Source organism: Allorhizobium sp. GW101-3B10, from assembly GCF_059424725.1.
Window position 1 is genome coordinate 2,197,208 of sequence record NZ_JBWKZR010000001.1, and the last position, 22,995, is coordinate 2,220,202.

General features: G+C 63.5%; 22 protein-coding genes. 16 read left to right on the forward strand and 6 right to left on the reverse strand.

The window, feature by feature from the left end; all coding sequences use genetic code 11:
- Nucleotides 1–175 precede the first annotated feature (175 nt).
- On the reverse strand, nucleotides 176–1,006 hold the full coding sequence (locus tag AC07Y0_RS10820; protein WP_498677086.1) for an enoyl-CoA hydratase: 831 nt from the start codon (nucleotides 1,004–1,006) through the stop codon (nucleotides 176–178).
- Nucleotides 1,007–1,096: 90 nt separating this feature from the next.
- Between AC07Y0_RS10820 and AC07Y0_RS10825 the strand changes: the two genes are divergently transcribed.
- From AC07Y0_RS10825 to AC07Y0_RS10855, 7 genes are all read left to right on the forward strand, one after another.
- Complete coding sequence (locus tag AC07Y0_RS10825) at nucleotides 1,097–1,522, forward strand: PaaI family thioesterase (RefSeq protein WP_498677088.1); 426 nt, start codon at nucleotides 1,097–1,099, stop codon at nucleotides 1,520–1,522.
- A gap of 291 nt (nucleotides 1,523–1,813) precedes the next feature.
- A complete protein-coding gene (gene rplM, locus AC07Y0_RS10830; RefSeq protein WP_115670779.1) occupies nucleotides 1,814–2,278 on the forward strand; it encodes a 50S ribosomal protein L13 in 465 nt (154 codons plus the stop codon).
- Nucleotides 2,279–2,280: 2 nt separating this feature from the next.
- Complete coding sequence (gene rpsI / locus AC07Y0_RS10835) at nucleotides 2,281–2,751, forward strand: 30S ribosomal protein S9 (RefSeq protein WP_028736007.1); 471 nt, start codon at nucleotides 2,281–2,283, stop codon at nucleotides 2,749–2,751.
- Nucleotides 2,752–2,903: 152 nt separating this feature from the next.
- Nucleotides 2,904–3,857, forward strand: a complete 954-nt coding sequence (gene speB, locus AC07Y0_RS10840; RefSeq protein ID WP_498677094.1) for an agmatinase — start codon at nucleotides 2,904–2,906, stop codon at nucleotides 3,855–3,857.
- 68 nt (nucleotides 3,858–3,925) lie between these two features.
- The gene (gene argC / locus AC07Y0_RS10845; RefSeq protein ID WP_498677096.1) at nucleotides 3,926–4,858 is read left to right on the forward strand and encodes an N-acetyl-gamma-glutamyl-phosphate reductase; all 933 of its coding nucleotides are present in this window, start codon (nucleotides 3,926–3,928) and stop codon (nucleotides 4,856–4,858) included.
- 40 nt (nucleotides 4,859–4,898) lie between these two features.
- Complete coding sequence (locus tag AC07Y0_RS10850) at nucleotides 4,899–5,288, forward strand: VOC family protein (RefSeq protein WP_498677098.1); 390 nt, start codon at nucleotides 4,899–4,901, stop codon at nucleotides 5,286–5,288.
- Between the two features lie 152 nt (nucleotides 5,289–5,440).
- Nucleotides 5,441–6,268, forward strand: coding sequence for a DODA-type extradiol aromatic ring-opening family dioxygenase (locus AC07Y0_RS10855; protein WP_498677099.1), 828 nt, complete (start codon nucleotides 5,441–5,443; stop codon nucleotides 6,266–6,268).
- Between the two features lie 18 nt (nucleotides 6,269–6,286).
- Here the strand turns inward: AC07Y0_RS10855 and AC07Y0_RS10860 are convergent, their stop codons facing one another.
- Nucleotides 6,287–7,390, reverse strand: a complete 1,104-nt coding sequence (locus AC07Y0_RS10860) for a COX15/CtaA family protein (protein WP_498677102.1) — start codon at nucleotides 7,388–7,390, stop codon at nucleotides 6,287–6,289.
- Nucleotides 7,391–7,520: 130 nt separating this feature from the next.
- Between AC07Y0_RS10860 and AC07Y0_RS10865 the strand changes: the two genes are divergently transcribed.
- Nucleotides 7,521–7,730, forward strand: a complete 210-nt coding sequence (locus AC07Y0_RS10865) for a DUF2842 domain-containing protein (RefSeq protein WP_028736014.1) — start codon at nucleotides 7,521–7,523, stop codon at nucleotides 7,728–7,730.
- Between the two features lie 148 nt (nucleotides 7,731–7,878).
- Nucleotides 7,879–9,150, forward strand: a complete 1,272-nt coding sequence (locus tag AC07Y0_RS10870; RefSeq protein ID WP_498677106.1) for a GNAT family N-acetyltransferase — start codon at nucleotides 7,879–7,881, stop codon at nucleotides 9,148–9,150.
- Here AC07Y0_RS10870 and AC07Y0_RS10875 read toward each other — a convergent pair whose 3' ends face one another.
- Nucleotides 9,151–11,364: a GumC family protein gene (locus AC07Y0_RS10875; protein WP_498677108.1), complete on the reverse strand. Its 2,214-nt coding sequence runs from the start codon at nucleotides 11,362–11,364 to the stop codon at nucleotides 9,151–9,153. It lies immediately after the preceding gene.
- Nucleotides 11,365–11,569: 205 nt separating this feature from the next.
- Here AC07Y0_RS10875 and AC07Y0_RS10880 point away from each other — a divergent pair, with 205 nt between their 5' ends.
- Both AC07Y0_RS10880 and AC07Y0_RS10885 read left to right on the forward strand, forming a co-directional pair.
- Nucleotides 11,570–12,145, forward strand: a complete 576-nt coding sequence (locus tag AC07Y0_RS10880; RefSeq protein WP_498677110.1) for a polysaccharide biosynthesis/export family protein — start codon at nucleotides 11,570–11,572, stop codon at nucleotides 12,143–12,145.
- Nucleotides 12,146–12,148: 3 nt separating this feature from the next.
- Nucleotides 12,149–13,291 (forward strand): glycosyltransferase family 4 protein, encoded by a 1,143-nt coding sequence (locus AC07Y0_RS10885; protein WP_498677112.1) that lies wholly within the window; start codon nucleotides 12,149–12,151, stop codon nucleotides 13,289–13,291.
- Between the two features lie 29 nt (nucleotides 13,292–13,320).
- On the opposite strand, the gene ftsH is transcribed toward AC07Y0_RS10885, so the two are convergent.
- Entirely contained in the window at nucleotides 13,321–15,147 is a 1,827-nt protein-coding gene (gene ftsH / locus AC07Y0_RS10890) for an ATP-dependent zinc metalloprotease FtsH (protein WP_498677114.1), read from the reverse strand.
- A 224-nt stretch (nucleotides 15,148–15,371) separates the two neighbouring features.
- Here ftsH and AC07Y0_RS10895 point away from each other — a divergent pair, with 224 nt between their 5' ends.
- The 5 genes from AC07Y0_RS10895 to AC07Y0_RS10915 all read left to right on the forward strand — a co-directional run bounded on the left by AC07Y0_RS10895 (nucleotide 15,372) and on the right by AC07Y0_RS10915 (nucleotide 19,890).
- Nucleotides 15,372–16,934, forward strand: a complete 1,563-nt coding sequence (locus tag AC07Y0_RS10895) for an undecaprenyl-phosphate glucose phosphotransferase (protein WP_498677116.1) — start codon at nucleotides 15,372–15,374, stop codon at nucleotides 16,932–16,934.
- On the forward strand, nucleotides 16,931–18,178 hold the full coding sequence (locus AC07Y0_RS10900) for an O-antigen ligase family protein (protein WP_498677118.1): 1,248 nt from the start codon (nucleotides 16,931–16,933) through the stop codon (nucleotides 18,176–18,178). Before AC07Y0_RS10895 ends, AC07Y0_RS10900 begins: the two co-directional genes overlap by 4 nt.
- A 24-nt stretch (nucleotides 18,179–18,202) precedes the next feature.
- Nucleotides 18,203–19,342: a glycosyltransferase gene (locus AC07Y0_RS10905; RefSeq protein WP_498677120.1), complete on the forward strand. Its 1,140-nt coding sequence runs from the start codon at nucleotides 18,203–18,205 to the stop codon at nucleotides 19,340–19,342.
- A 31-nt stretch (nucleotides 19,343–19,373) separates the two neighbouring features.
- Complete coding sequence (locus tag AC07Y0_RS10910; protein ID WP_498677121.1) at nucleotides 19,374–19,670, forward strand: helix-turn-helix domain-containing protein; 297 nt, start codon at nucleotides 19,374–19,376, stop codon at nucleotides 19,668–19,670.
- Between the two features lie 70 nt (nucleotides 19,671–19,740).
- On the forward strand, nucleotides 19,741–19,890 hold the full coding sequence (locus AC07Y0_RS10915) for a hypothetical protein (RefSeq protein ID WP_028736023.1): 150 nt from the start codon (nucleotides 19,741–19,743) through the stop codon (nucleotides 19,888–19,890).
- Between the two features lie 115 nt (nucleotides 19,891–20,005).
- On the opposite strand, the gene AC07Y0_RS10920 is transcribed toward AC07Y0_RS10915, so the two are convergent.
- Both AC07Y0_RS10920 and AC07Y0_RS10925 read right to left on the reverse strand, forming a co-directional pair.
- Complete coding sequence (locus tag AC07Y0_RS10920; protein WP_498677123.1) at nucleotides 20,006–21,031, reverse strand: extracellular catalytic domain type 1 short-chain-length polyhydroxyalkanoate depolymerase; 1,026 nt, start codon at nucleotides 21,029–21,031, stop codon at nucleotides 20,006–20,008.
- A 311-nt stretch (nucleotides 21,032–21,342) separates the two neighbouring features.
- Nucleotides 21,343–22,938 (reverse strand): calcium-binding protein, encoded by a 1,596-nt coding sequence (locus AC07Y0_RS10925; protein ID WP_498677125.1) that lies wholly within the window; start codon nucleotides 22,936–22,938, stop codon nucleotides 21,343–21,345.
- Between the last annotated feature and the right edge of the window lie 57 nt (nucleotides 22,939–22,995).

The following is a 22,995-nucleotide window of genomic DNA, read 5'->3' on the forward strand; positions in this document are numbered from 1 at the left end:
TCCCACTCCTGAATATTGAGTCGAAATTCCGTTTTGTTCTTCTTATGTTTACTTTTCATTCACGTCAATATTAGGGTAAGCTCATGGTTGTAAAAGCTAAAACTACAATCATTTTAATATGTAACTAACGACCCGAGGCGAGAAGTGGCCTCGCCTCCCGTGCGCGGAACAGGGCTCATTCTCCCGTCCAGGTCGGGTGACGTTTGTCGAGGAAGGCGCCGATCCCCTCCGCCGCGTCGCGGGCCAGCATGTTCTCGACCATGACGCGGGCGGCGTAGTCGTAGGCCTCCTCAAGTGGCATTTCGATCTGCCGATAGAAGGCTTCCTTGCCGATCTTCAGGGTCAAAGGCGATTTGGATGCGATGACGGCCGCGTATTTGTCGACGACCTGGGAGAGATATTGTTTAGGCACGATGCGATTGACGAGCCCGAAATCCTTGGCCGTCGACGCATCGATCGTCTCGCCGGTCAACAGCATTTCCATGGCCTGCTTGCGGTGCGCGGCGCGGCTGACGGCGACCATGGGGGTCGAACAGAACAGACCGATATTGACGCCAGGCGTGCAGAAGGCCGAGGTGTCCGTGCAGATCGCCAGATCGCAGGACGCGACCAGCTGGCAACCGGCCGCGGTCGCAAGCCCATCGACCTCGGCAATCACCGGCTTCGGCAGATGGGTGATCGCCAGCATCAGGTCGGCGCAGAGGCGCATGGTCTTCTCGAAAAAATCCCTGCCGCGATCCGGGTCGGCCCGGTGGGCGGTCATTTCCTTCAGGTCATGACCGGCGGAAAACAGCTTGCCGGCTGCCGACAGCACGACGACGCGCACGTCGGGATCCTCCCCCGCCGCGGCAAGCTCGGCCAGCAGCGCCTCCATCAGCGCGATGGATAGGGCATTGGCCGGCGGATTGTTGAGCGTGAGGCGCAGGACGCCCTTGTCGCGCGACGACAGCACCGGCCCCACCCCGCTGTCGCCACCATCCTTCTTGAACGACACAACCTCCGCCATCACCGATCTCCCTTGGCGTTTGCACTTGGGCCAAAGCCTGCCATAAAACGCTCACCCTTTGAAAGCCCATTCGAATAGAGAACTTGCCCCATGCAGCCGATCATGAGCGCCCACGAGATCAATGCCTTTCTCGAGACGGACTTTCCGCAGATCCATACCGACGGACGCGTCTTTCATGTGACCAAGGTCTCGCCTGGCAGCATCACGATGACCTTCGATCCGTCAGAGCGGCATCTGCGTCCCGGCGGCACCGTGTCGGGTCCGGCGATGTTCGCTTTGGCCGATGTCGCAGCCTATGCGGCGGTGCTGGCCCATATCGGACCGGTGGCGCTGGCCGTCACCACCAGTCTCAACATCAATTTCCTGCGCCTGCCCAAGCCGCAGCTCATCTTCTGCGAATGCCGGGTACTGAAACTCGGCAAGCGGCTCGCCGTGATCGACGCGCTGCTGCTCCAGGACGGAGGCGACGGCCCGATCGCCCAGGCAACCGCCACCTATTCGATTCCGCCGCGCTGAGCGGTACGGCGCGCTGTTTGGCAAAAAACAAGGTCGCAGGGCGCCATGAAAGGCATAGCAATTGTGCGGTAAAATATTACCACATAGCCAAGCCATTGTTTTTATGCAACTATTCAGAACAGAACCCAAGCCGGCCGCTCTTGACCGCAAAAAGCCCCCGGCTTATACAACGCCCAGTCTGCGGGCCTTCGGGACCGCTTTCTGTTTCGTGCGTTATGGCGCCCGAAATCAAGCAACAAGAAACGCCCGGCGCGCCTCGGCAAGCTGGGTCCCAAACGGAAAGTATCACTCATGTCTACCTTCGTTCAGAAGCCTGCAGAGGTGGAGAAGAAGTGGATCATCATCGACGCCGAAGGCCTCGTTGTTGGTCGCCTCGCCTCCCTCATCGCCATGCGCCTGCGTGGCAAGCACAAGGCCACCTACACCCCCCACGTTGACGACGGCGACAACGTCATCGTCATCAATGCCGAGAAGGTCGCACTGACCGGCAAGAAGTACTCCGACAAGAAGTACTACTGGCACACCGGTTATCCGGGCGGCATCAAGGAGCGCACCGCGCGCCAGATCATCGAAGGCCGCTTCCCGGAGCGCGTTCTCGAGAAGGCCGTCGAGCGCATGATTCCGCGTGGCCCGCTCGGCCGTCGCCAGATGAAGAACCTGCGCGTCTACGCCGGTTCGAACCATCCCCATGAAGCCCAGCAGCCGGTCGCAATCGACGTGGCTTCGCTGAACAGCAAGAACGTAAGGAGCGCCTGATAATGGCTGACCTCTCTTCCCTGAAGGATCTCGGCACGGCCGCTCCGGAAGCCTCTGCTCCGGTTCACGTCCGCAAGGTCGACGCCCAAGGCCGCTCCTACGCGACCGGCAAGCGCAAGAACGCCGTTGCCCGCGTCTGGGTCAAGCCGGGCTCCGGCAAGATCATCATCAACGGCCGTGACTACACGACCTATTTCGCCCGCCCGGTCCTGCAGATGATCCTGCAGCAGCCGATCGTCGCCGCTGCGCGCACCGGCCAGTTCGACATCGTTGCAACCGTCGCCGGCGGTGGTCTTTCCGGCCAGGCCGGCGCCGTGCGCCACGGTCTTTCCAAGGCCCTCACCTACTTCGAGCCGGGCCTGCGCGCCGTGCTCAAGAAGGGTGGCTTCCTGACCCGCGACAGCCGCGTCGTCGAACGCAAGAAGTACGGCAAGGCCAAGGCCCGTCGTTCGTTCCAGTTCTCCAAGCGTTAATCGCTTCCGGATTTCGGATTTCAGGAAAGGCGGGGCTTCGGCTCCGCCTTTTTCGTTTGTGCTGCCTGCGGTCGCCGGAAGAAAGCTCTGGCGTTCGCTCCTCCCGCCCCTAATATCTGCAGCACACGGCAACGCCCCCTTCGAGAGATTCCATGGTCAGCAAATCCATCGACAACGCCTTCACCGCCAGAACCATTCGCGGCGCGGCCACCGACCCGACCTATGCCGGCGCCCTCTCCTTCATGCGGAGGAAGTATTCCAAGACGTTGAAAGACGTCGACGCGGTCGTGCTCGGCATTCCCTTCGATGCCGCCGTCTCCAACCGCCCCGGCGCACGCTTCGGGCCGCAGGCGATCCGCCGGGCGTCGGCGATTTTCGACAACGATCCGCAGTACCCCTTCGCGCGCGACCTGTTCGAGCGGATGGCGGTCATCGACTACGGCGACGTGCTGCTCGACTACGGCAATCACCAGAAGACCCCTGCCCTGATCGAGAAAGAAGCCGCGAAGATCATCGCCTCGGGCGCCTATCTGCTCGGGCTCGGCGGCGATCATTTTGTCACCTGGCCGCTCCTGAAGGCGCACGCCGCCAAGCATGGGCCGCTGGCGCTCGTCCATTTCGACGCCCACCAGGACACGTGGGACGACGACGGAAAGCGGATCGACCACGGCTCCTTCGTCTGCCGGGCGGTGCGCGAGGGCGTCATCGATCCGGTCCATTCGATCCAGGTCGGCATCCGCACGCATGCGCCGGAGGATTTCGGCATCCGGATCATCCACGGCTGGGAAGTGGAGGACACGGGCGCGCAGGTGATCGCGGACACGATCCTCGCCCATGTCGGAGATCGCTCCTGCTATGTTACCTTCGACATCGATTGCCTCGACCCTGCCTATGCGCCCGGAACGGGCACGCCGGTCGCGGGCGGGCCGTCGTCGGCGAAGATGCTCTCGGTACTGCGCAAGCTCGGCGCCCTCGACATCCGCGGCTCGGACATCGTCGAGGTGGCGCCGGCTTACGACCATGCCGACATCACCGCAATTGCTGGCGCGACGGTTGCGATGTATATGCTCGGTCTGCGCGCGGAAAAGCTTGCGACACGCGCCTGACACATTGATTCAACACACTCAGAAACAGAGTCCGAACTCTCATCCAAAGCACTGACAGGACAGGAAAAATGGCAGCGAAGATCTTCATCGACGGCGAACACGGCACCACGGGTCTGCAGATCCGCACGCGCTTGGCCGCCCGTCGCGACATCGAGCTGCTGTCGATCCCGGAATCGGAGCGGCGCAATGAGAAGATGCGCGAGGACTTGCTGAACAGCGCCGACATCGCGATCCTTTGCCTGCCGGACGACGCCTCGAAGCAGGCCTACGAAATGACGGCAGCGAACAACAACGTGCGGCTGCTCGACGCCTCGACCGCCTTCCGGGTCCATCCGGACTGGGCCTACGGCTTTGCCGAGATGGACAGGGCGCAGAAGGAGAAGATCCGGTCCGCCCGCTATGTCTCCAATCCCGGCTGCTATCCGACCGGCGCGATCGGCCTCATCCGTCCACTGAGGGCTGCCGGCATTCTGCCGGACGGCTATCCGGTGACGGTGAATGCCGTGTCCGGTTATACCGGCGGCGGCAAGCAGATGATCGCGCAGATGGAAGACCAGAGGCGTCCCGACGCGATCACCGCCAACAATTTCCTCTACGGGCTGACGCTGAAGCACAAGCACGTACCGGAGATGAAGGTTCACGGTCTTCTCGACCGCGCGCCGCTCTTCTCGCCGTCCGTGGGCCGCTTCGCCCAGGGCATGATCGTCCAGGTGCCACTCTTCCTCGACGGCCTGAAGGAAGGAACGACAATCGGGACAATTCACGCCGCCCTCGTCGCCCACTATACCGGCCAGAACATCGTCAGCGTCGTTTCGCTCGAGGAGAGTGCGGCACTTGCCCGCGTCGACGCCGAGGAGCTGGTCAGTCAGGATACGATGAAGCTCTTCGTTTTCGGCACCCCGGGCGGTGCGCATGTCAACCTCGTCGCCCTGCTCGACAATCTCGGCAAGGGCGCTTCGGGAGCTGCCGTGCAGAACATGGACCTGATGCTCTCGGCCTGATCACGGCGGAGGGCATCGCAACGACGAAAAGGAGTCTACGATGCTCGATCATGTCGGACTCTCCGTTTCGGACTATCCGAAGTCAAAGACCTTCTACGATGCCGTGATGCCGTCGATCGGCGCCTCCTGCATCATGGCGGTGACGGCGGCGGAAACCGGCGGCACCTACGAGGGCGCCGGCTACGGTTCCGCCGGCAAGCCGAGCTTCTGGATCGGCACCGGCGGGCGCAGCACGGGGCAAATCCACATCGCCTTCACCGCGCCGGACCGTGCGGCCGTCGATGCCTTCTATGCGGCAGCCATGGCGGCCGGGGCACGGGACAATGGCGGACCCGGACTGCGGCCGCACTACCATCCGGACTATTACGCAGCCTTCGTGCTCGATCCGGACGGCCATAACATCGAGGCGGTCTGCCACAAGCCGGCCTAACCGGTCCGAGCGATTACCTTAGCATTGTTCACAACACGTGCCGGCACGACGAATTGGCGTTCGAAAACGTCGAACAATTCGTCGCCGGAACGACGCATCGTCACGCCTCCTGCCGCTCGCTATATGTCATCCAGCAACGAATGAGGCGCGACATGAGCAGCGAACGTTTTCCGGTCTATTTCATCCCCCATGGCGGTGGTCCCTGGCCGTTCATGGATTTTCCGGCTGGTCCCGACGGCAAAAAGCCTTGGGGTGACCTCGATACCTTCCTGAAGGGGCTCGATGCCGAGATCGGTCGCCGCCCGAAGGCCATTCTCGTGGCCTCCGGCCACTGGGAGAGGGAGCCAGTTCCGACCGTCTCCACGGCGGCCCGGCCCGGAATGCTCTACGACTACTCCGGATTTCCGGGGGAAACCTATCGCCTGAGTTACCCGGCCCCCGGTTCCCCCGAGGTGGCGCGGCGGGCGAAGGCGCTTCTGGAGAAGGCCGGCATTCCGACCGCAGAGGATGCGACCCGCGGCTTCGACCACGGTGTCTTCGTGCCGCTGATGGTCGCCTATCCCGATGCGGACGTGCCGGTGGTGATGATTTCGCTGAAAAACTCGCTCGACGTCGAGAGCCATGTGGCGATCGGCAAGGCGCTGGAGCCGCTGCGCGACGAAGGCGTCCTGATCCTCGCCTCCGGCATGAGCTACCACAATATGCGGATGTTCTTCCGCGATACGCCTGAGCACAGGCAGCAGGCGGTCCGCTTCGACGACTGGCTGTCCGAGACGGTCGAGATGGCCGATCCGGGTGAACGCGCCGCGCGGCTCGCGACCTGGGACCGAAACCCGGACGCGCTCACCTGCCATGTGCCCGACCACGATCACCTTGTTCCGCTCTTCGTCGCGATCGGGGCGGCGGGGGCGGATGCCGGCCGGCATGTGTTCCGCGGCGAATTCCGCGGCAAGCCCTATTCGGGCTACCGCTTCGGCTGAGGCAGGAGCAGGCAGTCGTCAGTCGCGGACGGCGATCGCCACTTCCGGCGGATAGGCGCCGACAAAGCCCCGCCAGTGGGCCACCGCAAAGCCGAGCACGATCAGCGCGCCCGCCTGATGGGCGAGCGCAACATGGAGCTGCACCTGCGTAAGGAGCGTGGTGATGCCCAGCGCCGCCTGGACGGTGATCAGCAGGAAGAGCACGACCGAGCGCCGAGCGTGGGTCGTTTCCGGTGCGGCCCGCAGCGATCCGACCATGTGCGAGAGCGCCGCGACGAAGAGCACGTAGGCGCCGAGGCGGTGGACGAACTGGACCGTCTTCGGATTTTCGAAGAGATTGATCCAGGCTGGCTGCTGAATGAAGAGGTCGCCGGGGATGATCGCGCCGTCCATCAGCGGCCAGGTGTTGTAGGTGAGGCCGGCGTCGAGGCCGGCGACCAGTGCGCCGAGATATATCTGGAAGAAGGCGAGGACCGCGATCGCCGCGGCCCAGGTGCGGGAGCTCTCCATCGGCGGTTCGTCAGCGGAATGCGGCGCAAGCCCGCGCATGATCCACACGCAGCCGGAAAAGATCAGGCAGGCGATGACGAGATGGGTCGCCAGCCGGTACTGGCTGACGTCGACACGTTCGGCGAGCCCGGACGACACCATCCACCAGCCGATGAAGCCCTGGAAGGCCCCGAGTGCCAGAATGCCGAGGAGCGGACCCTTGAGCCGCCGCTCAATGCGGCCGGTCACCCAGAAGAAAAACAACGGAACGGCGAAGATCACACCGATGCCGCGCGCGATCAGCCGGTGTGCCCATTCCCACCAGAAGATCCGCTTGAAGTCGTCGACCGTCATGTCCTTGTTGATCTGCGAATACTCGGGGATCCGCTGGTAAAGGCGGAACTCCTCCTCCCACTGCTCGGCGTTGAGCGGCGGAATAACGCCGTGGATCGGCTTCCATTCGGTGATCGACAGGCCGGAATCGGTCAGCCGCGTCGCGCCGCCGACCAGTACCAGACAGAACAGCGTGAGAAGCACGACGCCCAGCCAGATGCGGATGGCCCGGCGGTTGCTTTCCAGCTGGACGATCTTGTGGCGTACGGCGGTTTGGTCGACGGTCATCGCGCTTGTCATTCGTCAATCCTTGTTTCGCCAGTTGATTTGCATGACATGGCTGTGCAAAACAAGCCCGGCTGTTTGCGGCAAGCGGTCGCGTCCCACCCATGGCAGCGAAGCGCCCGGCCGCGGAAAAGGAAGATAGACGATGCCTCTCAGGTTGCGCAAATTCATTGGCACCATCCTCATCATCTGTCTCGTCCTGCTATACGCGATTCTCGCGACGGCGATCGCATCCGCCTATCTCGGCACGTCGCCGTGGTGGGTGCATTTCCTCTACTTCCTGCTTTCCGGCCTGCTCTGGATCCTCCCGGCGATGCTGATCATCAAGTGGATGGCCGGTCCGATCCGCAAGTAAAGAGCCTGGTGCTTTACTTGTCTCCCCGGCTGTTAACCGGGCGATAACCGCATCTTGCAGTAATCCGGCAGATGCATCCGCCGCTAACCGATTTTTCCTTCTCCCTTCGCTATGGTCCGCGCAGAGTTTCGTCCGTCGGAGAAGGACTGTGCAGACATCGCCGCTGGAATTTCACAGCACCGTACGCGTGACGGCAGCCTCTGCCGGCCCTGGCGCACCTGCAAGCCTCAAGGAGGGCGGTGTGACCATGAGCCAGGATATCGAGATCCGCCTGTTCGACCGCATGGAGCCGCTGGAGGCCGAATGGCGCAGGCTTGAGGCCGATCCCGCCAACTCGCTGCACCAGGCCTATGATTGGTGCCTCGCCTGGGCGAAGACCCATCGCAATCCGCTGGCGATCGTGCTCGGGCGCCGCGCAGAGGAAACCGCCTTCATCCTGCCGCTCGAAATCGTCCGGCACAGCATGGTCAAGAGCGCCCAGTTCATCGGCGCGCGCTTCAACAACATCAATAGCGGCCTGTTCTCGTCCGGGTTCCGTGCCAGTGCAGGGGCGACCGAGGCGACCCAGATCAGCCAGGCGCTCGCCACCCTGCTCTCGGGTAAGGCCGACCTCGTCAGCCTGACCAACATCCCGCTCGAATGGCGGGGCGAACGCCATCCGCTGGCGGGCCTGCCGGCCATCGAGAACCAGAATCACGCCTTCCAATTGCCGCTGATGGCCGATTTCGAACAGACCATCGGCCAGCTGAACGCCAAGCGCAGGCGCAAGAAATTCCGCAGCCAGTGCCGCAGGCTGGAGGCTTCTGGCGGGTTCGATCATGTGATCGCCCGCACGCCGAAGGAGAAAAACGCACTGCTCGATACCTTCTTCGAACAGAAGGCGATCCGCTTCAAGGCGCTTGGCATCCCGAACGTCTTCCAGGCGCCCGAAACCCAGGCTTTCTTCCGCCTGCTGCTTGAGGCCGACAGCGGCGGCCACGATACGCCGCTCGAACTGCATGCCATCCGGCTGATGGGGGAGTTCGAAGGCAGGATCGCGGCGATCGCCGGCCTGTCGCGCAAGGGCGACCACGTCATCTGCCAGTTCGGCTCAATCGACGAGAGCGTCATGGCCGATGCCAGCCCCGGCGAACTCCTGTTCTGGCTGATGATCGAACGCAGCTGCGAAGAGGGTGCGGCCCTGTTCGACTTCGGCCTCGGCGACCAGGACTACAAACGCCGCTGGTGCACGGTCGAGACGGTCCAGCACGACATCCTGCTACCCGTCAGCGCAACCGGCCACCTGGCGGCGATCGCCCAGCGCGGCGTGACGCGGGCCAAGGCCGTGATCAAGGGCAATCCGCAGCTCTATTCGGTGATCCAGCGCCTGAGGGCCCATGCCGACGAAGTACCGGTCCGCTCGACCGGCACCGACGACTGATCAGGCGGCGCTGCGCTCTGCCGCCTTGCGCTGCTTATTGCCGCCACCGCTCATCAGCACCAGATCGGAATAGCCGACCTTCTCGAAGGCGGCCATGATCTCCACCAGTTCCTGTTCGTCCGGCTTCGGCGCCGAGAGAATGATCTCGTGGGCGCCGTTACGGCTAAGCCGTGAGACGCTCTCGGCATTGGCCGGGCCGCATTCCACCAGGACCAGGTCATAGGCGTCGGCCAGCGCGTCGGCGATCATCGACAAGCGGTCTGCACCGCGCATGGCCTGGCGGACGTCCGAGTTGCCCTGGGGAATGACATCGGCGCCGGACAGGCGATCCGGGTGGATCGTCTCCGAGAACGGTGCTGCGCCACACAGTAGGTCGGTGATGCCGGGCAGATCCTTGCGCGCCGCCATCAGCCAGGTCGGGCAAGCCGAACCGGTCATGTCGATCACCACGACCTTGCGGCCGCGCTCATCGAGTTCGCGGGCAAGCATGACGGTGGCGGTCGATCCGTCGTCGCCCGAGGGCGAGATGGCAAAGGCAATGCGTGCCTGCGAACCGATCAGGTACTTGGCCACCGCTTCGACCGAGAACTCGTCCTGGTCTTCCGGCTCCGCCTGAGGCTGCGGCCGTAGCTCGAGCGTCTCCTCCATGGCGTCCGCCAGTTCCTCGTCCGGTTCGACGGAAAGCAGGCTCGCCGGGATGGTATGGGCCGCAACGGTACGCGGCGTTGAAACGGCAGCGGCCGCACGCTCGTTCGCAGTCTCGGCAACGAACTCGCCCGCGGGCTCCTGCCCTTCCCCGCGCATGACGGGACCGACAGGGCGCAAGGCACGTCCGCTGAACAGTTCGGAGAGCATGACGATGACTGCGCTCAGCACAAAAGTGGCGAGCGCGGCGACGATGGAGATCGGGATGACCTTGGGGAAGCTCGCTTCATGCGGTTCGACGGCGCTGGAAATGACGCGCGCATCGGCCGGGCTTGCCCCCTTGTCGAGGCGCGTCGTCGCCTCGCGGTAGCGAGCCAGATAAGTTTCGAGCAGCTGTCTCTGGGCCGTCGCTTCGCGCTCCAGCGCCTTCAGGCCGACCTCGTCGGTGCCCGCCCGTGCGCTGTCGGCCTTGACCGTGTTCAACTGCTGGATGAGCTGCGTCTCGCGCGAACGGGCGACATTCGCGTCGTTTTCAAGCCCGGCGGCGATCTTGGTCGATTCCGAGGTGATCTGCTCGCGAATGCCGACAAGCTGCGAACGCAGGGCCTTCATCTGCGGATGGCCGTCGAGCAATGTCGTCGACAGGTCGGCAATCTTGCCGCGGATTTCCGACTCGCTGGCCTTCAGCCGCTGGATCGCCTCGTTGCCGGTGATGGCGACCAGCGTATCGGTCGACTTGCCGGCCTTGATCGCATTGCGCACGTTCTCGGCCTTGGCCTCGGCATCGGCCCGCTCGCCGCGGACCCGTGCCAGTTCGGCGGAAATATCACTCAGCTGCTGCGAGGAGAAATTCGTCGTTTCGCTGACCTGCATCAGGTCGGCATTGCCGCGGTATTCGGCGACCTTGTTTTCGGCCTCCCTCACCTTCTCGCGCAGATTGGCGATCTCCGGCTCGAGCCAGCGCGCCGCTTCGGAATTGCTGTCCAGCTTGGCACCGCTCTGCAGCGAGCGATAGACATTGGCGATGGCGTTCGGCACCGCGGCAGCGAGCTTCGGGTCCTTAGAAGTGAACTGGATGCCGATGACGCGCGACTTCTCGACCTGGTAGACCTGCAGTTTTTCCTGGAAGGCCTTCAGCACCCGTTCTTCCGGCGCCATGTCGAGCGGGTTCTTCTTCAGCCCGAGCATGACCAGGAGGTCGGACACGGCCGAGGGATTGGTGTCGGGATCGAATTCCTCCAGTTCATAGAGCTTGAGGTCGCGCGCCACCTGCTTGATCAGGTCGACCGATTGCAGGAGCTGCACCTGGCTGACGATGTTGAGTTCGTCAGACAGAGGCTCGGTCGACGCCTGGACATTGGTCTGCGTGGTGAAATTCGGTTCGCGCGGCTCGATCAGGATGCGCGCCTCGCTGCTGTATTTGGGCGAGATCATGCTTGCGCCGACAAAGGCCAGGCAGCCGACAAGCGCCGTCGCCGCCAGGATACGCGCCTTGCGCTTCCACACGGCTCGAAACAGCTGTGCAAGATCGATATCTACATCCTGGTGACCGTTGCTTACGCTCGACATGCTCAACTCCCGGTACAGTTCTCGCGGGAATGTAAAGGATCATGGTAACCCAAGCGTTAATTGGCCGCGGCGCTCGCACACGCGCCCTGACTAGAGGCCGAAATCGACAGAAAGACCATTGGATGCATGCCGCCTTTACCGACCGTTAACCCTAACCGAATGATAACGGCGGTATCGAATTCTCGCATCGGGAGCGCGACGGCGCATGTTACTGGCTGGCACTAGGGGAATGATGTTGCTCTTGGTCGCGACGATCGTCGCGGCGATGAGCGGCTGTGCGACCTATCGGCCGGTGCCGAAAGTCTTCCACGAAGCAACGATCCAGCCCTACCGCCTCGACAGCGGCGACCGGCTGCGCATCACGGTGTTCGAGCAGCAGAGCCTCAGCAACACCTATACCGTCGACCAGGCCGGCTACGTCGCCTTCCCGCTCGTCGGACAGGTAGCGGCCCGCGGCGCGACCGTTTCCCAGCTTGAGGGCGTGATCGCCCAGAAACTCAAGCAGGGCTATCTGCGCGATCCGGACGTCACCATCGAAATCGATCGCTATCGCTCGATCTTTGTCATGGGCGAAGTCGGACAGCCGGGTCAGTACTCCTATGTCCCGGGCATGACCGTGCTCAACGCCATCGCCATTGCCGGCGGCTTCTCGACCCGCGCCAACCAGCGCGACGTGGACGTCACCCGCAAGATCAACGGCAATATCCTGACCGGCCGCGTTCCGATCACCGACCCGATCCTGGCCGGCGATACGATCTATGTCCGCGAGCGGCTGTTCTGATCCATGCCAGATGCACCGCCGCTTCGCATCCTCCATTGCTTCCGATCTCCCGTGGGCGGCATTTTCCGCCACGTGCGGGATCTCGCCGAACACCATAGCCGGGCCGGCCACCAGGTCGGCATCCTGTGCGACAGCACGACCGGCACCGAGCATGAGGATCGCCTGTTCGACCAGATCATGCCGTATCTCTCGCTGGGCCTGCACCGCATGCCGATCGCCCGGTCGGTCGGCTTCGGCGATGTCGCGGCGCTCTACAAGAGTTATAAGGAAATCAAAAGTTTGCGGCCAGATGTCTTGCACGGCCACGGCGCCAAGGGCGGCGCGGTGGTGCGCATCATCGGCTCAGCCTTGCGGGCGAAAAGGTATCGCGTTGCCCGCTTCTATTCGCCCCACGGGGGCAGCCTGCATTTCGACAAGAGCTCCATCTCCGGACGTGGCGTCTTTGCCGCGGAGCGGGTCCTCGAACGCCTGACGGATGCCATCGTCTTCGTCTGCGACTATGAACGCCGGATCTACGAGACGAAGATCGGCGTGCCGCGCTGCGCTCACCGGATGATCTACAACGGCCTCAGCGACCGCGACTTCGCCGCCATCCCGGCCCGCTCCGACAGCGTGCATTTCATCTATGTCGGCATGTTGCGCGATCTCAAGGGTCCGGACGTCTTCATCGACGCCTTCGCCCATACCGAGCGCCTGGTCGGGCATCCGCTCAGCGCGCTGATCATCGGCGACGGCCCGGATCGGGACAAGTATCGCGAGACGATCGAACAGCGCGGTTTCGGCCGGCGTATCGGATTGCTTCCCGCCATGCCGATCAAGGAAGCCTTTACCATGTCGAACATCATCGTCGTGCCGTCCCGGGCCGAGGCGATGCCCTATATCGTTCTGGAAGCTCTTGCCGCCGGCAAGTCGCTGATCGCCACGCGCGTCGGCGGCATACCGGAAGTGCTGGGCGCCGACAGCGATGCGCTGGTCGAACCGGGCGACGCGCAGGATCTGGCCCGCGTCATGGTCCGCGCCATCACCACGCCGGACTGGCACGGCGCGACCATGCCGGAACCCGAAGCCTTCAAGGCCAGGTTCTCCGCCTCGACCATGGCCGAGCAGATGGCGGATCTCTATCACGAGCGCCTCTCCAGGCACTGAACGGCACCGGGTCCGGCGCCGCCCCAGACCTATTCGGCGGCCCGCTTCGATGCCGGCTCCACCCGCTTCAGCGGCGCATAGTCGTCAGGCGTCAGCGTCTCACGCTCCAGAAGCAGCTTTGCCCCCTCCTTCAGCGTCTCGATCCGGCCTTCGAGCGCCTGCTTGGCCTGCTGGTAGCATTCCTCAATCATCCTGCGCACGGCGAGGTCGACCTCGCGCGCCGTCTCCTCGGAATAGTCCTTCGGCCGCACCCGGAACTGGCCCTCGTCGAGCCACTGCTGCCGCTGAGGCTCGAGCACCGCCTGGCCGACGGAGGCATCCATGCCGAAGCGGGTGACGATCTCGCGGGCGATGTCGGTCACCTTGGCCAGATCGTCGGCGGCACCGGTGGAGATTTCGCCGAACACCAGATCCTCGGCGGCGCGGCCGGCCAGCAGCACGACCATGCGGTCCTTGAGCTCGCCGGAGGTGATGAGGAAGCGATCCTCGGTCGGGCGCTGCAGCGTGTAGCCGAGCGCACCGATCGAACGGGGAATGATCGACACCTTCTGCACCGGATCGGCCGAGGGCAGACCGGCCGCCACCAGCGCGTGGCCCATTTCGTGATAGGCGACGCGGCGGCGCTCATCGGCGTTGAGGATGCGGCTGCGGCGCTCGGCGCCCGCGATGATGCGCTCGACGGCGGCGACGAAGTCCTCCATGGCCACGGTGGCTGCGCCACGGCGTGTGGCGAGGATGGCCGCTTCGTTGATCAGGTTTGCCAGATCGGCGCCGGTGAAGCCGGGGGTCAGCCCGGCAATCTCGTCAACGCTGACGCTGGGCGCTATGGTGACGCTCTTCATGTGAACCTTGAGGATCGCCGCCCTGCCCTTCCGGTCGGGGCGGTCGATCACCACCTGCCGGTCGAAGCGGCCGGCGCGCATCAGCGCCGGGTCGAGGATTTCCGGGCGGTTGGTGGCGGCGAGCAGCACGATGCCGACGCGCGGGTCGAAGCCGTCGAGCTCGGCGAGCAGCTGGTTGAGCGTCTGCTCCTTCTCGTCATTGCCGCCCATGCCGCCAAACGAGTTGCGGGCGCGGCCAAGCGCATCCAGCTCGTCGATGAAGATGATGCAGGGCGCCGCCTGCCTTGCCTGCTCGAAGAGGTCGCGCACGCGGGCCGCGCCGACGCCGACGAACATCTCGACGAATTCGGAACCCGAAATGGAGAAGAAGGGAACGCCCGCCTCGCCGGCGACCGCACGTGCCATCAGCGTCTTGCCGGTGCCGGGCGGACCGACCAGCAGGATGCCCTTCGGGATGCGGGCACCCAACCGGCCGTAGAGGTCCTTGTCCTTGAGGAAGGAGACAATTTCCTGCAGCTCGGCCTCCGCCTCGTCGATGCCGGCGACATCGTCGAAGGTCACGCCCGTCTTGCGTTCGAGATAGATCTTGGCGCGCGACTTGCCGATGTTGATGAGGCCGCCCATGCCCTGCTTCTCGGCAATGCCGCGGAAGAAGAAGGACCAGAGCGCAAAGAAGACGATGACCGGCAGGACCCAGGAGAGAATCGAGGTCAGCCAGTTGCTGTCGCTCGCGCCGGTGATCTTGACGCCGGCCTTTTCGAACAGGGCGGCGAACGCGGGATCGACACGATTGGCGATGAAATACTTGCGCCCGTCGACCGGCTCCTTGAATTCGCCCTCGACCCGGCTTTCGGTCAGCGTCACGGAGGCGATGCGGCCCTCGCCGACCATGCGGACCATGTCGCTGTAGCTCAGCTGGGTGTAGTCGCGATAGCCGATCCAGGCCTGGAAGGCCATCAGGAGCGCAAAGGCGAACAGGAAATAGCTGAAGTTGAAGACGTGTTTCTTTTCCATAGGCAGTCATCCCGTTGTGCATCGGCCGATCGGCCAAGCCACCCCATGGCACGATCCGTCTCACGCTTTGCTGATCCGTGTCAAACCGCACCGACTGCGCGCTCCGGCTGTTCTGTGCCGAATTGAACCAATCTTGGCCCTTCCTCGGGCTCACCGCCGGCAATTCTCAAGCGTTTCTTAGCAAGTCTCCACTATCCTCCCGCGTCAACGAGCGGGATATTGCGATGAACCAGATGGAAAAGCCGGAACAGTTCGATATCGACGCCTTGCGCCGGAAGGTCTCGGAAAGCGGCGACGCTGCCAAGGGGACCGCACCTGCACCCGGCGAAGAGGCGGAGATCAATCCGCTGGCAAAGCAGATTGCCACCCAGTTCAGCGACGAGAACTATTCACCCACGATCATCACCGGGCAATTGCGTTTGCTGGAACTCGTCAGCCTGTTCGCGATCGGGCTTGCGGTCCACTATTTTCTCTTCAACGACCCGTCCTCGCGCTTCTTCACCGATATGGTCATCGGCCTTTCAGGCTCCGCCGTCGCCGTGTTGTTCATGCAGATCGCCGACAGTTATCAGGTCTCGGCCCTACGCACGCCGCTCCGTGCCCTGCCGCGCATCGCCGGCAGTTGGACGCTCGCCACGGCCCTCGTCGCGCTTGCCCTCTTCATGTTTCGCGCCGGCGGCTTCGATTTCCGCGACTGGCTCGTCTCCTGGTACGGCTTCGGCCTCGCCTTCCTCTTCGTCGAACGCAACCTCGTCGGCTTCGGCATCCGCCGCTGGGCCCGCAACGGCATCATGGAACGCCGCGCCGTCGTCGTTGGCGGCGGCAAGCCGGCCAAGGACCTGATCCGTGCGCTGGAGCAGCAGCCGGAGAACGACATCCGCATCTGCGGCATCTTCGACGACCGGGGTTCCGCGCGTTCGCCGGACGTGGTCGCGGGCTACCCGAAGCTCGGCACGATCGCCGAACTCGTGGAATTCGCCCGGCTCGCCCATATCGACATGCTGATCATTGCGCTGCCGCTCTCGGCCGAAGAGCGCATCCTCCACCTTCTGAAAATGCTCTGGGTGCTGCCGGTCGACATCCGCCTTGCCGCCCATTCGAACAGCCTTCGCTTCCGTCCGCGCTCCTATTCGCATGTCGGCGCCGTCCCGATGCTCGACATCCTCGACAAACCCATCCGCGACTGGGATTCGGTCGCCAAGCGCGGCTTCGACATCTTCTTCAGCATCGTCGCCCTGTTGCTGCTCTGGCCGGTCTTCATCGGCGCGGCGATCGCCGTCAAGGCGACCTCCAAGGGGCCGGTGTTCTTCGTCCAGAAGCGGCACGGCTTCAACAACGAAGTCATCAACGTGCTGAAGTTCCGCTCGATGTACACGGAAATGAGCGACCCGACGGCGCGTCTGGCCGTGACCAAGGGTGACCCTCGCGTCACCCCGGTCGGACGCTTCATCCGCAAGTCCTCGATCGACGAACTGCCGCAGATCTTCAACGTGCTGCGCGGCGATCTCTCGCTCGTCGGCCCGCGTCCGCATGCCGTCATGGCCCAGACCCGCGACCGCCTTTACGGCGAGGTCGTCGAGGGCTATTTCGCCCGCCACCGGGTCAAGCCCGGCGTCACCGGCTGGGCCCAGATCAACGGCTGGCGCGGCGAGGTGGACAATGACGACAAGATCAAGTTCCGCACGGCTTACGACCTCTACTATATCGAGAACTGGTCGCTGCTGTTCGACCTGAAGATCCTGTTCCTGACGCCGTTCCGCCTGCTCAACACGGAAAATGCGTATTGAGCGCGATCGACACCCATCATCCGGTAGCGTTCAGGCCGCAGATCGCGGTCCTGACGATGCTCGGCTCGGCGATGGTGGCCTGCGGCGTCTTTCTGTCCGGCTTCGTCATGTCGGAACCGGCGCCCTACGAACTGCTGATGGTCGTGCAGATTGCCGTCTGGTTCCTGCTCGGCCTGAAGATCTCGCGCGCCGTGGCCCCGCTTCTGGCCTTCCTGCTGACCTTCAACGTCGGCGGCATCCTGTCTCTGACCGTGATGAAGGATCTCGGCACCGGGCCGATGTATCTGGCGGTCTCCACCTTCCTGGCGCTCACCGCCGTGTTCTATGCGGCGATCATCGAGGACCGCCACCAGCGGCTTCGCCTGATCTTCCAGGCCTGGGTGGCGGCCGCCATCGTCACCGCCCTGCTCGGCATCCTCGGCTATTTCCACGCCTTTCCCGGCGCCGAGGCCTTCACGCTCTATGACCGCGCCAAGGGTGCCTTCCAGGACCCCAATGTCTTCGGTCCCTTCCTGATCGCGCCGGCGCTCTACCTGATGCACGGCCTTCTGACCGGCAAGCTGTCCTCCGCGCCGCTCAGGGTCGCCGGCCTGCTGGTCATCGCGCTCGGCGTGTTCCTGTCGTTCTCCCGCGCCGCCTGGGCATTGTTCCTGTTCTCGGCGATCGCTCTTGTCTTCATCCTGCTCCTGAAGGAGCGGACGGGCGCGTTCCGGCTGAAAATCCTCCTGCTCTCGCTGGCGGCCGTCGTGCTTCTGGTGGTCGCAGTGGTGATCGCGCTCCAGTTCGAGCAGGTGCGCAACCTGTTTCTCGATCGCACCACGCTGGTGAAGGAATATGACGGCGGCCATCTCGGCCGTTTCGCCCGCCATCGCATCGGCTTCCTCATGATGATGGAAAACCCGCTCGGCATCGGGCCGATGGTGTTCAGCGAGATATTCCCCGAGGACGAGCACAATATCTGGCTGAAGTCGCTCACCACCTATGGCTGGCTCGGCTTCCTCTCCTACATCGCCATGATGGCCTGGACGCTGACGATCGGCTTCCGCCTCCTGCTGCGCGATCGTCCCTGGCAGCCCTATCTGATGATCGCCTGGATCGTCATCGTCGGCCACGTGATCATCGGCAATGTCATCGACACCGACCACTGGCGGCATTTCTACCTGCTGCTCGGCATCGTCTGGGGCTGCGGCGCGCTGGAGTGGCGTCACCAGCGGATGCTGCGACGCGGCCCCGCCCCTGCCTGATCCATGCGAAAGAGCGAGCCCCCCTTGCGAATCCTCGAAGTGCTCGAACCGAGCGGCGGCGGCTCCGGCCGCCATTTCGTCGACCTGTGTGCCGGGCTGAAGGCACGCGGCCACACCGTGACGGCGGTCTATTCGCCCGTCCGCGCGGAGGCGCGCTTCGTTCGCGAACTGATGGGTCTCGACCTCGCCAAGGTAATCGCCCTTCCCATGCTGCGGGCGGTGGGTCCCAAGGACTACGCCTCGTGGCGGGCGCTCAACCGCCTGATCCGCGACGAGGGCCCCTTCGACATCATCCACGGACACAGCTCCAAGGCCGGCGCACTGACCCGCCTTCGCCTGCCCGGCCCGCATATTCCGCGCATCTACACGCCGCACGCGTTCCGCACCATGGACCCGACATTGTCGTCGAAGGGCCGCCTGGTCTTCGGCGCGATCGAAGGTCTCCTCGGGCGGTTCCTGACCGACCGGCTGATCTGCGTCTCCGGGAACGAATACGCTCACGCGCTCGGACTCGGCATTCCCGCGACCAAGCTCTCGGTCGTCGTCAACGGGGTCGGGACCATGCCGAGTGGTCGCCGTACGGAAATCCGCGGGCAATTCGGCATTCCGCAGGATGCCCTGGTATTCGGCTTCATCGGCCGTCTCTCCGCCCAGAAAGCGCCGGAACGCCTCATCGCCGCCTTTGCCGCAATCGCCGGGACCGTGCCCGAAGCCCGGCTTCTGATCATCGGCAGCGGCGAACTGGAATCTGACGTGCGGCGTCAGATCGCCGCTGGCGCCATCGCGGACCGCGTCGTCATCGATGCGGACCTGCCCGGTTCAGAGGCCTTGCAGGCGCTCGACGTGCTCGTCATGACGAGCCGCTACGAGGCGATGTCCTATGTCATGCTGGAGGGCGCCGCAGCCGGCCTGCCGCTGATCCTGACCGACGTCGGAGGAACGTCGAACGTGCTCGACGATGACGTCAACGGCCTCGTCGTGCCGAACATCGACGACACTGTGCCGCTCGCCGTGGCCATGGCAAAACTCCGCGACACGGCAACACGCGCGCGACTGGTCGCCGCGGCGCGCGGGCGCAGCGGTCGCTACGGCGTGGACGCCATGGTCGACCAGACGCTCGACGTCTATCGCCAGGCATTGGCAGACAGACAAGCGCGCGATTGATTTTTCCGACATATCCGCCATATTCCCTCTCATGATCACACCGGCACAAATCCGCGCCGCACGCGCGCTCCTCGGCTTCAGCGTCGACCAGCTTTCAGCGAAGAGCGGTGTGTCCGCCTTCATGATCCTGCAGGTCGAGGACGAAAAGTCAGCCACGCTCGACCAGGCGACGCTGCTCACGCTTCGCAACGCACTGGAGAGGGCGGGCATCGCCTTTCTGGCCGACGGGGATTGTCCGCCGGGCGGCATGGGCGTAAGGCTTGTCGCACGCCACGACACCGGCGAAGGTCTGCGGCCGGAAAATCTCAACGCGACCAATGACGGCTGAATCCTGCCATCGCAGGAAACAAATGCGCGTCTGCCGATTTATCGCCCATCCCACCTGACAGGAGCTATGCATGAATCGGAACAATGGTCTTTACCTGGTCATCGGCGCATTGGCCGTGGTCGTCGTAGGCCTCGGCATCTATCTCTATCGCGAAGAGACGAAGCCCAAGGGCGTTGAAATGACGATCGGACGCGACGGCGTGACGATCCAGGAAAACTGAAGGCCTCTGGCTACGGCCGGCGCGGCACGCCACGGCCGGCACTGGTTTGCGGACACAAAAAAAGCCCGGGTTCCCCGGGCTTTTTCATGGCATGACGTGAGATCAAGCAGGCGGTTCAGCGGCTCGCCAGGATGGCCCGGCTCATATGGGTCGGCGCACTGATGCCACCCTCCAGCATGTACGGCATGCTCGCCTTTGCCGTGGGCGATCTCTTCGACATGATCGGCAGACCATGGCCGAGACCTTCGATCAGACAGAACTCGATCAACGGCTTGCCAGCCGCATCATACCAGATCCTCGCGCCTTGGCCCTTGATCGTCACGGCTTTGCCGTCGGCCTCGTCAAGGCCATAGACATCCAGCCATTGCGCAAGCGTGGCACGGGCGTTGGCGACCGATACCACGCGGTCCGCCGTTCCATGCCAGATCGAGACCACCGGCCGCTTCTTTACCTCCGGCGTGACGGCGCGCACAAGGTCGCCCCATTCGCGCGGGGAACGGCTGACCCCGGAATTCATCACCGAAAGAGCCGACATCGCATCGCGCGCCGCCCCGTATGGCAGTCCGGCGACGATCTGGCCGCCGGCGAACAGTTCCGGATAAGTTGCAAGAAGGGCAGACGCCATGGCCCCACCGGCCGAGAGACCCTGAACGTAGATGCGCTTCTTGTCGACATGATGCCGGTGGCAGGCATTGTCGATCATCTGACGGACCGACATCAACTCGCCGCGATCGCGCGCGACGGCGCTCGGCCGGAACCAGTTGAAGCACAGGTTGGGATTGTTGGACTTGCGCTGTTCCGGATAGAGCAGCACGAAGCCGCCCTCGCGGGCAAGCGAACTCCAGCCGCTGCCCCGGTCGAAATCATCGGCGGATTGCAGGCAGCCGTGCAGAACAACGACGAGCGGCGCGCCTTTGAGCGCCTTCGGCGGCACATATTCCAGCATGCGAAGATGGCCGGGATTGGTGCCGAAGCCGGTGACCTCCTGCAGGCGCGCGCGCACCGTGCGCGGCTTCCTCGGGCGCACGGTGCGCGCCGGCGCTGAAAGCGGCAAGGAAGGCATCGCCTTCAGGATCTTCTTCTGTAGCTTTTTCTGCTGGCCGAGGATGAAGGACAACGGCATGGGAATCTTAAGGCGCATGAAAAAGGAATTCCTTCTCGAAAATTCGAAGTATCACTCCCCGTGTAAAGCCCCGCCGCGCGCTCCGGTTCCCATCCGGCGGGCTTCGTTCAAAATTTCATATAGTGCTGCGATGCAGCAATTATAGGGCAAAAGCTTCAAAGGACAAGAAAACCCCTGCAGGGCGGTCCTTTTTCCACTCTTGCTGTTCTCTTTGATGGAGCCGGTTTCCACCCTCGGCAGGCGTCAGCGCAAAAGTCCTACCCGCCCATGGGTCCCGCTGGGACCCATGGATGTCGGCGCCGCGCCGGGACGACGCTCAATGGCACCGCCTAGATGACGGAGAAGTCGGTGTAGGTGAGCGTCGCGAAGTTCGAGATCTCGGCGATCTTGATTGCGCTGTAAGCCGTTCCGGAACCATCGCGGTCATAATAGAGATCGCCGTGGTCCTGATCGTAGAGGATCCGGTCGCTGCTGTCGGCCGCCGCCAGGTCGAGGTTCTTGAAGGCGGCCGATGCGAGCACGCCCGTCGCCGTCAGCGCGGTGAATATGCTGTTTTCGAGCCAGATGGTATCGTTGTTGCCGCCGGGATTGGAATAGTCGGTGATGGTATCGATATTCGAGGCGCCGAGGGCCGAGTTGAACACGAAGATGTCGTTCGCCTGACCGCCGGTCAGCGTGTCGCTGCCGGTGCCGCCATTCAGCCGGTTCGCACCCGAGTTGCCGACAATCACGTTGGCAAGTGAGTTCCCGCCCGCGTTGAGGTTTGCAGTCCCCAGCAGGGTCATGCGCTCGACATTGGCGTCGAGATTGCGGCTGACCGCCGTCTGCACGGTGTCGATCCCCGAACCGGCGTTCTCGCGCACCACATCGCTGGCGTTGTCGACAATATAGGTGTCGTTGCCGCCATAGCCCGACATGCGGTCGGCGCCGGCCCGGCCGTTCAGGATGTTGGCGCCACCATTGCCGAGAATGGTGTTGGCCAGTTCATTGCCGATACCATTGATCGAGGCGCTGCCTTCGAGAGACAGGATCTCGACATTGGCCGAGAGCGTGTGGGTGACGTAGGCATTGACCAGATCGACGCCGTTCCCGGCGGTCTCGGTGACGGTGTCGCCCGCATTGTCGACGATGTAGGTATCATCGCCGCCAAAGCCGAACATGCGATCCGCGCCGGCCCGGCCGTTGAGGATGTTGGCGCCGGCATTGCCGACCAGCGTATTGGCCAGTTCGTTGCCGGTCAGATTGATCGATGCCGTGCCGTTGTCGTTCGAGGTCCTGAGGCCCTCGATATGTTCTCCGGCGGCAAGGGCGTAACTCACGCTGGTGTAGATCAGGTCATAGCCTTCGCCGGAATCTTCGAAGACCTTGTCCTGGGCGTTGTCGACGTAGAATGTGTCATTGCCGGTATCGCCCCACATGCCGTCGGCGCCCGTACCGCCGCGGATGAAATCGGCGCCCGATCCGCCCCGCAATTCGTCGACACCGGAACCGCCATCGAGCAGGTCGCTGCCGGCCCCACCCTCGGCGAAATCATTGCCCGAGCCGAGATAAATGTCGTCGTCATAACCACCGCCGAAGTAGATATCGGTGCCAGTCGTACCGACATAGTAGCGCCCGGCCCGCGCCAGCGTGTCGTTGACCAGTTCCGCGGTCCAGCGCAGGGCCTGGCCGGTCCACTCATTGTAGGCGGTGACGGAGATCGTGTGTGTCCCGCTCGACACGTAGTCATTGAAGGCAGTGAACGACATATAGCCGAACCCGTAACCTGAGCCGACATTATAGCCGTCGATCATGGAGGAGAAGCGCCAGTCGCTGAGATCCTCGCCCGTCGATGGATCGTAATAGGGGAAGTCGGCAGCCCCCTGCGCATAGAAGGTCTGACTGGAGCGATCGAAGGAAAAACTGTAGACGGAAAGGTAGGACATCGTGACCTCGTGACGGAACAGAAACCGATCATCGCCCATGAGTGATGTCAAAAGTAA